Source organism: Streptomyces sp. WAC 04229, from assembly GCF_003947455.1.
In the GTDB taxonomy this organism is placed as follows: Bacteria; Actinomycetota; Actinomycetes; order Streptomycetales; family Streptomycetaceae; genus Streptomyces.
In genome coordinates, this window is the sequence record NZ_QHJH01000038.1 from 40848 (window position 1) to 50320 (window position 9473).

The window sequence follows — 9473 nt, forward strand, 5'->3', positions numbered from 1 at the left end:
GTCCACAAGATGCGGTACGCCCCGAAGTGAACCGGAAGATCACTCTCTGGTGGGAGCCGTGCCGCATACACCGGCGCACGACGGGGCCACATCCGCCAGATGAGCGGTGTCACGGCCCGGGCGTGCTTACACCGGGGTGTGAGGGGCAATACGTAACGGTATGTCGAGCCGCGGCCGGGAGGCTGGAGCATGAGCATCTGGTGGTCACTCCATTTGCGGCGCGAGGCTGCGAGCGTGCCCCTGGCCCGCCGCCTGCTGATCGGCACCATGGAGAGCGCGGGCGTCGACCCCGACATCTCCTTCGATCTCTCCGTAGCCCTGAGCGAGGCCTGTGCCAACGCCGTCGAGCACGGCGGGGACGACGGCGCGGGTGGCCCCACGGAGGCCTACCGGGTCACGGCCTACCTGGACGGCGAGCGCTGCCACATCGAGGTCTCCGACACCGGCCCCGGATTCCCCGCCGCCGCGCCGGGCCGGCCGGGGAGTGTGGGCCGCCCGGTCTCCGCGGACGCCGAGAGCGGTCGCGGCCTGTGCCTCATCCGGGAACTGGCGGACCACGTCCAGATCGGCAACGAGCCGGGGCGCAACGGCGCCGTGGTGAGCTTCGACAAGATCCTCAAGTGGCGGGAGGACGCGCCGCTGGTGGCGGTCTGACTCGACGGCACGACCCAACGAGGCGACGGCACGACCAGGCGGTACGACGACGGCCGGGCACCGCGAAGGTGCCCGGCCGTCGTTCGTGCGTCAGCCCTTCAGCGCCGCCATCCACTCCTCGACCTCGTCCGACCGGCGCGGCAGCCCGGCGGACAGATTCCGGTTGCCGTCCGCGGTGACGAGGATGTCGTCCTCGATGCGGACGCCGATGCCCCGGTACTCCTCGGGCACGGTCAGGTCGTCGGCCTGGAAGTACAGACCCGGCTCGACGGTGAGCACCATGCCGGGCTCCAGGGTGCCGTCGACGTAGGACTCCACCCGCGCGGCGGCGCAGTCGTGGACGTCCATGCCGAGCATGTGGCCGGTGCCGTGCAGCGTCCAGCGGCGCTGCAGGCCCAGCTCCAGCACCCGCTCGACCGGGCCCTCGACCAGGCCCCACTCGACCAGCCGCTCGGCCAGCACGCGCTGGGACGCGTCGTGGAAGTCGCGGTACTTGGCGCCCGGCTTCACGGCCGCGATCCCGGCCTCCTGGGCGTCGTACACCGCGTCGTAGATTTTCTTCTGCAGCTCGCTGTAGCGGCCGTTGATCGGCAGCGTGCGCGTGACGTCCGCCGTGTAGTACGTGTGCGTCTCCACGCCCGCGTCGAGCAGCAGCAGGTCGCCGGAGCGGACCGGGCCGTCGTTGCGGACCCAGTGCAGGGTGCAGGCGTGCGGGCCGGCGGCGCAGATCGAGCCGTAGCCGACGTCGTTGCCCTCCACGCGCGCGCGGAGGAAGAAGGTGCCCTCGATGTAGCGCTCGCTGGTCGCCTCCGCCTTGTCGAGGACCTTCACGACGTCCTCGAAGCCGCGCACGGTGGAGTCGACGGCCTTCTGCAGCTCGCCGATCTCGAACTCGTCCTTGACGAGGCGGGCCTCGGAGAGGAAGACGCGCAGTTCCTCGTCGCGCTCGGCGGTGACCTTGTCGGTGAGGGCGGCCTCGATGCCGGCGTCGTGGCCGCGCACGACGCGCACCGGGCCGGTGGCCTCGCGGAGGCTGTCCGGCAGCTCGCGGACGTCGGCGGCGGGGATGCCGTACAGCTTCCCGGCCTCGGTGAGGGAGTGGCGGCGGCCGACCCACAGCTCGCCCTGGCCGCTGAGCCAGAACTCGCCGTTCTCACGGTCGGAGCGGGGCAGGAGGTAGATGGTGGCGGTGTGGCCGTCGCCCCTGGGCTCCAGGACCAGGACGCCGTCCTCCGTCTGGTTGCCGGTCAGGTACGCGTACTCGACCGAGGCGCGGAAGGCGTATTCCGTGTCGTTCGACCGGGTCTTCAGGTTGCCCGCGGGGATCACCAGGCGCTCACCCGGGAAGCGGGCGGACAGCGCGGCGCGGCGGGTGGCGGTCTCGGCGGCCTGGGCGATGGGCTCCAGGTCGTACAGCTCCGTGTCGGCCCAGCCGGACTTCATGTTCTCGGCCAGTTCGTCGGACACGCCCGGGTACAGGCCGTTCTTGCGCTGCTTGACCGGCTCGTCGCCGTCCTCGGCAGCGGCGTCCTCAAGCACGGCCTCCGGGGTCTCCGGGATCTCCGGGTTCTCCTGGGTGAGCTCCTCCGCCACGGTCATCCTCCTCGATACGGCACTGGACCACCCCCATCGTACGGTCGTACGGAAGGGGGCCCAGGGGCGAAGGGCCTGTTACGAGGGGGCCGCTACTGTCCGTTATCCGCAATCTCCGATGGGTCAGTGTCCGTTATTCGAACCGGACGGCCAGCAGGGCGACGTCCTCCTCGGAGTCCGCGTCGGCCTTCCCGTCCGGCAGCACGGTGCGCAGGACGTGGTCGGCGACCGCGTCCGGATCGTGGCGCGCTGCCCTCGGTACACCGGCGGCGGCCGCGTGCAGCCGGGCGAAGGCGCGGTCGGCCCGGTCCCCCGTGCGGTGCAGCAGCCCGTCCGTGTACAGCAGAACCGTCTCTCCCGCTTCGGCCTGCAGCTCCACGCTGGGCGCCTCCCAGCAGGCGAGCATGCCGAGCGGCGCGGAGACGGAGGTCTCGACGAACTCCGTGCGCCGTTCCCCGATCAGCAGCGGCGGGCTGTGCCCGGCGCCGGCCAGGGTGATCCGGCGCAGCGCGGGCTCGCAGTAGCCGAACAGCGCGGTGGCCGAACGGGCGGGCTCGGTCAGGCGCAGCAGCAGCTCCAGGTCGGACAGGACGGCGACCGGGTCCTCGCCCTCCATCACGGCGTACGCCCGCAGCGAGGCGCGCATCCGCCCCATCGCGGCGACCGCGCTGGGCCCGGCCCCGGTGACGGAGCCGACGGAGAGACCGAGCGCGGCGTCCGGCAGCGGCAGCGCGTCGTACCAGTCGCCGCCGCCGAGCGGGCCGGTGCGGTGCCGGGCGGCGAGCTGGACGCCGGGCACCCGCGGCAGGCGGGAGGGCAGCAGTTCCTCGGCCATCGTCGCCATGCACGCGCGCGTGCGCTCGACCTCCAGGAGGCGGGTCAGGTGGGGCGCGGCGTACCGGACGTAGAGGCCGGCCAGGTGCCGCTGGTGCTCGTCCGGTTCTGCGGGTTCGTCGTAGAGCCACGCGGCGGCGCCGAGGCGTCCGGTGCCCTCGGCGGAGAGCGGGAGCGCGTAGCTGGCGGCGTAGCCGAGGCGGGCGGCGACCTCCCGGTGGCGCGGGTCGAGGCCCTTCTCGGCCATCAGGTCGGGCTCGGCGATCCCGTCCTCGTCGACCGGCAGCCCGTCCAGGATCCGCCCGTAGGACAGGGAGGTCCGGGGCACGGTCTCGATGTGGCCGAGGTCGGCGCGGGCCAGCCCGAGGCCGATGGTGGTGTCCGGGCCGAGTCCGTCGGCCGGCTCCAGGGTGACGAGACCGCGCCGGGCGCCCACCAGGGCGGCACCGGCGCGCAGCAACTCCTGGAGACCGTCGGAGAGGGTGTCCGTACGGACCAGGCGTTCGGTCAGTTCGTGCAGGGTCGTGAGGTCCGAGACCCAGCCGGCCAGCCGGTCCTGGAGGAGGAGGCCGGGGGCGGAGCCTTTGCCCGGGGCGTCGTCGGCAGCGGCGTCCGAGGTGTCCGGCGGGGCGGCGTCGGGGGCGGCGGGCGCGACAGTGTGTGCGGGGGACGGGACCACTGAATCGATTCCGGCCACTTTCGGAGGGTGCGGGGCGTTCATGGTGTCCGGCTTTCCGACCGGCGCTTACTGCTCAAAAGCATCGCAAACCCCCATGTCATTCTGCGCCGCTAGCAGTGTCTCCACATGTACACGCACTCGTAAGGGGATGTCCAGCATTGTCCTGCCGGGATTCCTGGTGTCCGTGGGGTGCGAGCGGCCTCCTTCCGGAACTCTTGCGAAAAGGCTAGATTGGCTTGAAACTGCCCCAGAGGACGGCTTGTTGCGGTCGACTGGGGGTGCTTCACGGAGCGTCACAGCGGTCGTGATGGGTACGTACTCGGAGAAGGCCGGGGGTGGTTGGGGGCCACCCGGAACCTGGCGACGGACCCGGGCGTCCTATCCACCGACGACCGTGCCCCATCCTCCCGTGGCGGAGGCGGAGAGAAATACGCGGAACGGCAAACGCCAGACTTCGCCACCCCCGCGCCACGCCCATGCTTTTGCCAGACGCAGTGTGGACGGACCGTCACGGACGCAGTCAGTGCTCGACCCACAGGGGTTTCCCCTGCCTTCGGCAGTGGTGTTCCCCGGCAGGATGTCGCTCGGGGGAGCGCGCCCTGGTGTGGGGGTCGTCCCGCGGCACGGATGTGATGCGCCACCAAGCTACGCACAGCGAATGCTCGACACATGGTGTGAGTGACCACGGTGTTGCCAGGCGTGCAACGGAAAGGAACGAGCGCTCATGCGCGAGATCCTCGGAAGGCGACGCAGGCTCCTGTCCCGGCACGACGGCGGGCGGCCTGAGCTGATCGGCGCGGCCCTGACCTACGCGACGCAATGGCAGTGGCCCGTCCTCCCGGGCGTGGCGGCGGACCCGCAGGCGCGGACCCGCTGCGGCTGCCCCGATCCCGAGTGCACGGTGCCGGGCGCGCATCCCTTCGACCCCGGTCTCCTCGCAGCCACGACCGACGCGCGCATGGTGCGCTGGTGGTGGAGCAACCGGCCCTCCGCGCCGATCGTCCTGGCCACCGGCGGCGGCGCCCCGTGCGCGGTCTCGCTGCCCGCCCTGCCGGCCGCCCACGCCCTGGCCGCGCTCGACCGTGCCGGCCTGCGGGTCGGCCCGGTCGTCGCCTCGCCCACCCGCTGGTCGCTGCTGGTGCGGCCCTACTCCATGGAGCAGCTGGGCGAGCTGCTCTACGCCAAGGACTTCGTCCCCGGATCCCTGCGTTTCCACGGCGACGGCGGCTACCTCGCCCTGCCGCCGTCCGAGACCGGCGGCGGCGCCGTCCGCTGGGAGCGGGCACCGCTGCCCGGCTCCGCCTCGCCCTGGGTGCCCGACGTGGAGGCCGTGGTGGACGCGGCCGTCGACGCCCTCACTCGTACGGGTGTGAGCGCGCCCGAGTTGTAGGGGTCTCCGGCGCGCGCGAAGGGTCTGTCCGGCCTTCGTCGTTATCGTCCGGACCATGCCGCTTCATGCAGGGGAGCACCGTGCCGCCGCGACGCCCCGCGCCGGCCTGCACCGCGCCGGGCCGCGCCGTGGAGGGCCGGACCGGCGGCGCGTCCGTCTGTACGGCATCGCCGGCGTCGTGGTCTGCGCGGTGGTGCTGCCGTTCGCCGTGGCGTCCGCGGGGCCGCCGCCCGACCCCGGGCCGGACACCTCCGCGACCGTCCGGATCCTCTCGCAGGGCGGTGACTCCAAGGCGTCCGACGGTGCCGCCGGCGGCACCCCCGCGCCGAGCGGGGCCGCCTCTCCGCGTTCGCCGCTGCCGCCCGGACCGGCCACGGCCGTGCGCTGCGGGCCCGAACTCACCTCGCCCGAAGGCGTCGAGGCGCAGACCTGCGTCCTGGCCCAGGGGCCGGAGACCTGGGCGCGGACCTATTACCGCAACGCCACCGGCGACCGGCTCGAAGCCGTGCTGAGCCTCATGGGGCCCGACGGGCGCAGCCTGCGAATGCGGTGCGCCGTGAGCGCCGAGGACGCGCCGGGCACCTGCGAGACACCCCGGGAACGCGCTCGGGGCGGATTGGCCGGATACACCGCGGTCGCGGAGTTCGCGAGCCGGGCCGGGTACGGGCCACTGCTGCTGCGAACCGGCAGCAACAGGGACACCGGACGCGACCGGAGAGCCAGGATGACGCGGGCGCCGGGAGTAGCGGAAGCAACGGTTTCGTCGGGAACCCCGACCGCGGGAGAAGCAACTCACCTGCGGGAACGGGGAGTTGACCGTCGGTCGCGGTGCGTGCGCGACCCGGGACATGGAAAGACCCGGTTGCTGGCGACGGGGGATGCACCAGCAACCGGGCTACTCGAACGGTAACAAGAGATCGGCTGTTAGCAAATTCGATCTCCTGTTTTCCGGTCACCGATTGGCTTGTCCGCGCCGCGAGTTGTGACCGGAGTCACCGGCTCCACGGCGGGCGCTCCGGCTGACCGGTCGGTCAGCCGGGCCGGCCCCTGCCGCCGCGCGTCAGCTGAGGGTCACCTGCCGGTTGGTCAGGCCGCCGCGCGCCCGGCGCTCGTCGTGCGTGAGCGGAGCGTCCGCGGCCAGGGCCTCGGCGAGCCGCTCACCGAACTCGGCGGCGGGCTTCTCGATGTCCTGCGCGGTGACCTCGCTCGGCAGGTCCCACACCGGCACGGTGAGCCCATGGGCGCGGAAGGAGCCGACGAGGCGGGTGCCCTCGCCGAGCGACGACCGGCCGGCCGCGTGCAGCCGCGCGAGAGCGTCCAGAAGCCGCTCCTCCTCGTGCGGCATGACCCAGCGCAGGTGGTTCTTGTCCGGCGTCTCGCACCAGTACGCGGCGTCCACGCTCTGCAGCCGGACGGTCGGGATGGCCGCGGCGTTGGCCCGCTCCAGGGAGGCGGTCACCTCCGGCGTGGCGTTCTCCGGGTCCGGCACCCAGAACTCGAAACCCGTGTGCACCTCCGGCTCGAACGCCCCCTCGGGTGCGAGCAGGTCCTGCAGCCGGGGACCCTCGGCCGGCGCGCGGCGGCCCTGCACCGGGGTGCCCGGCGCGGCCTCCAGCGCCTGCTTGAGGGTGTCGGCGAGGTCGCGGCTGATGTCGCCCGAAGCCGTGTCGTTCTGCAGGCCGAGCAGGACCGAGCCGTCGTCGCGGCGCAGGGCCGGCCAGGCCATCGGGAGCACCGTGGCCAGTGTGACGGAGGGGACGCCCTCGGGCAGGCCGTCCCGCAGGGTCAGCTCCACCGTGGCCGCCGGGACCAGCTCCCGCAGGGCCACCCAGTCGCACTCGCCGGGCAGCCCCTCGAAGGGGCGGTGCACCAGCGCGGTCGTCGCCTGCGCGGCCGCTCGGCCGTGGCACGCCTTGTAGCGGCGGCCGCTGCCGCAGGGGCAGGGTTCGCGGGCACCGACGACCGGGATCTCTCCGGCGGTGGCCTGCGGGCGCTTTGCCTTCGTCTGGGGTCGCTTCTTGGCCATCGTGGGTGTCTCCCGGTGGGCGGCTCATCTCGTACGGCGCGAGCCTAGCCGTTCGTGCGGGGACGGACGGGAACCTGTGGACAACGGGGCGTCTGTGGACAGGGGGTGGGTCTGTCTGCCTGGTGGCTGGATGGGCCTGGACGGGCCGGCCTGGAGGGATCTGGATGGGCTGGAGGGGAATCGCGGCGGGCGGCTGCGCGAAGCCCGGGACCCCTGCGAGGCCCGACGACGGGAGTCGGCCCGGCCCGCGTCCCGGCTCGCCGCCTCTGCGCCCACCACCTCCGGGCCTCCGCGCCTCGCAGCGGCGAGAGGTGCCGCGCCGAAGCCGGCGGGGTCAGCCCGCCTCTTCGACGACGTCCGCGAAGTCCAGGCCGGGGATCTCCGACACCGCCGGTGCCGCGATCCGGGTGGCGAAGTCGTCGCGCCGGTGTCCGGCGTCCGGGTCGTGCACGTCGTCGTGGACGACGACCCAGACCGTGACCTCGCCGCGCGCGTCGTCCCGTACACCCCAGTCGTCGGCGAGCGCGGTGATGATGTTCAGCCCGCGGCCGCCGTGCGCGGTGACCGAGGGGGTCGCCGGCGCCGGCCGGGTCGGACCGCCGCCGTCCGTGACCTCGACGACCAGCCGCCCGCGCGGGTCCACCCGCCACGCGGCGCGCACGTCGCCGTCGCCGGCGAGGGCGTCGCCCAGCGGGCGGCCGTGCTTGCACGCATTGCTCAAGAGTTCGGAAAGGACCAGTACGGCGTCGTCGATGACCGGTTCCGCCACACCGCCGCTGCGCAGCTGCTCGCGCATCCGGTGCCTTGCTCTCCCCACGCCCGCAGGGCCATGGGGAACGGCCATGCTCGACGACGTGGGCACTTCCTGTGCCACCACCAACGCCACCCCCGAGACCTCCTTCGCCCCACGCCACGGTGTGGATGCCCCTCTGGCCTGAACCGGAAACCGGCCCGTCCTCGCCCAGTGACGCATTCGACACGGTCGAACACGCACCGAACGCGCCGGAGCACTCCCTGTAATCACGTGGCTGGATTTCGTCGGTGTGGCCGAGACCGGAGAATGCGGCAGACGGGCCGCCGGGTCAAGGCCTGTGGACGAATCGGCCCCGGTACAGCGCCCGATCAGCGTCCGAGGTGGTCCAGTACCGCGCGCGGCCGGTTGGTGATGATGGCGTCGACGCCCAGGTCGGCGCAGAGATCCACGTCGTCGGTGTCGTTCACGGTCCAGACGTGCACCTGGTGGCCGGCGCGCTTCAGTCGCTCGATGTAGGCGGGGTGGTTGCGCACGATCCGGATCGAGGGGCCCGCGATCCGGACACCCGCGGGCAGCCGCCCGTCGCGCAGCCTGGGTGAGACGAACTGCATCAGATAGACAGTCGGCAGCGTCGGTGAGGCGGCCCGCACCCGGTGCAGCGAACGTGCCGAGAAGCTCATCACGCGCACCGGGGAATCCGTGGCCGAGGCCGGGGCGTCGAGTCCGAACCGCTTCAGGAGCAGCAGCAGCCGCTCCTCGACCTGACCCGCCCACCGCGTGGGGTGCTTGGTCTCGATCGCCAGCTCCACCCGCCGTCCGGCGTCGGCCACCAGTTGGAGCAGCCGCTCCAGGGTCAGGACGGAGGTGTCCTCCCGGTCCTCGGGCCGGTGCTCCCAGTCCGGCTGCTCGTCGCGCGTGCGCCAGAACTCGCGGGTCCTGCGGGCCCCGAAGTCCAGCTCGGCCAGGTCGGCGAGCTCCAGCGCGGACACCGCTCCCCGGCCGTTCGACGTACGGTTGACGCGCCAGTCGTGAACACAGACGAGATGACCGTCCGCCGTCAGGCGCACATCGCACTCGAGGGCGTCCGCCCCGTGCTCGATCGCCTTCCGGTAGGCGGCCAGGGTGTGCTCGGGGGCCTCCTCGGAGGCCCCACGGTGGGCGACGACCTGAATCCGGTGCTGTCGTGCGTGGGTCACCGCGTCATGGTGCCACCGCGGGCGGGTAGACGTGCCATCGGGTCGACTCGACAACGCGTCCGTTTAGCCTTGAATATCCCATGTAAGGGACGGTCCAGGACCCACAGCAACCGCTTATGGTGCTCTGACGGCCCGTGGGAAAAGCTGATGGCATACAAAAAGGCCAGCACATCCGCATTGCGCCGGACCGTGGACCACCGCGTGAGCGTGGCTGGGCGCGACCAGGGTGACCGACACACTGCCGTGGAACTAGGAGAGAAGCTGTGAGCACCGAGAACGAGGGCACCGCGGTACCCCCGGCCCCGTCCGCACCCCCCGTGCCGGTGGACGCTCCCGCTGCCTCCGCC

8 protein-coding genes are annotated in these 9473 nt (G+C 72.6%); 3 read left to right on the forward strand and 5 right to left on the reverse strand.

Features of this window, described 5'->3' with window-relative positions; genetic code table 11:
- The first annotated feature begins 189 nt into the window (after positions 1–189).
- Positions 190–654, forward strand: coding sequence for an ATP-binding protein (locus DMH12_RS13800; RefSeq protein WP_125491864.1), 465 nt, complete (start codon positions 190–192; stop codon positions 652–654).
- A gap of 90 nt (positions 655–744) precedes the next feature.
- Here DMH12_RS13800 and DMH12_RS13805 read toward each other — a convergent pair whose 3' ends face one another.
- Both DMH12_RS13805 and DMH12_RS13810 read right to left on the reverse strand, forming a co-directional pair.
- Entirely contained in the window at positions 745–2247 is a 1503-nt protein-coding gene (locus DMH12_RS13805) for an aminopeptidase P family protein (protein ID WP_125491865.1), read from the reverse strand.
- 133 nt (positions 2248–2380) lie between these two features.
- Positions 2381–3802, reverse strand: coding sequence for a PP2C family protein-serine/threonine phosphatase (locus DMH12_RS13810; protein WP_125491866.1), 1422 nt, complete (start codon positions 3800–3802; stop codon positions 2381–2383).
- Between the two features lie 682 nt (positions 3803–4484).
- Between DMH12_RS13810 and DMH12_RS13815 the strand changes: the two genes are divergently transcribed.
- The gene (locus DMH12_RS13815) at positions 4485–5150 is read left to right on the forward strand and encodes a bifunctional DNA primase/polymerase (protein ID WP_125491867.1); all 666 of its coding nucleotides are present in this window, start codon (positions 4485–4487) and stop codon (positions 5148–5150) included.
- 55 nt (positions 5151–5205) lie between these two features.
- Positions 5206–6060 carry a hypothetical protein gene (locus tag DMH12_RS13820; RefSeq protein WP_312023933.1) on the forward strand — a complete coding sequence of 285 codons (855 nt, stop codon included), beginning with the start codon at positions 5206–5208 and terminating at the stop codon, positions 6058–6060.
- A gap of 150 nt (positions 6061–6210) precedes the next feature.
- Here the strand turns inward: DMH12_RS13820 and DMH12_RS13825 are convergent, their stop codons facing one another.
- The 3 genes from DMH12_RS13825 to DMH12_RS13835 all read right to left on the reverse strand — a co-directional run bounded on the left by DMH12_RS13825 (position 6211) and on the right by DMH12_RS13835 (position 9126).
- Positions 6211–7176, reverse strand: coding sequence for a DUF5926 family protein (locus tag DMH12_RS13825; RefSeq protein WP_125491868.1), 966 nt, complete (start codon positions 7174–7176; stop codon positions 6211–6213).
- A gap of 334 nt (positions 7177–7510) precedes the next feature.
- On the reverse strand, positions 7511–8149 hold the full coding sequence (locus DMH12_RS13830; protein ID WP_125491869.1) for an ATP-binding protein: 639 nt from the start codon (positions 8147–8149) through the stop codon (positions 7511–7513).
- A 149-nt stretch (positions 8150–8298) separates the two neighbouring features.
- The gene (locus tag DMH12_RS13835; RefSeq protein ID WP_125491870.1) at positions 8299–9126 is read right to left on the reverse strand and encodes a glycerophosphodiester phosphodiesterase; all 828 of its coding nucleotides are present in this window, start codon (positions 9124–9126) and stop codon (positions 8299–8301) included.
- Positions 9127–9473: the final 347 nt, after the last annotated feature.

Excerpts from the sequence above, each read along its gene's own strand:
- DMH12_RS13800 (WP_125491864.1), top strand. The coding sequence starts at position 190 with ATGAGCATCTGGTGGTCACTCCATTTGCGGCGCGAGGCTGCGAGCGTG.
- DMH12_RS13815 (WP_125491867.1), top strand. The coding sequence starts at position 4,485 with ATGCGCGAGATCCTCGGAAGGCGACGCAGGCTCCTGTCCCGGCACGAC.
- DMH12_RS13825 (WP_125491868.1), bottom strand. The coding sequence starts at position 7,176 with ATGGCCAAGAAGCGACCCCAGACGAAGGCAAAGCGCCCGCAGGCCACC.
- DMH12_RS13820 (WP_312023933.1), top strand. The coding sequence starts at position 5,206 with ATGCCGCTTCATGCAGGGGAGCACCGTGCCGCCGCGACGCCCCGCGCC.
- DMH12_RS13810 (WP_125491866.1), bottom strand. The coding sequence starts at position 3,802 with ATGAACGCCCCGCACCCTCCGAAAGTGGCCGGAATCGATTCAGTGGTC.
- DMH12_RS13830 (WP_125491869.1), bottom strand. The coding sequence starts at position 8,149 with ATGCGTCACTGGGCGAGGACGGGCCGGTTTCCGGTTCAGGCCAGAGGG.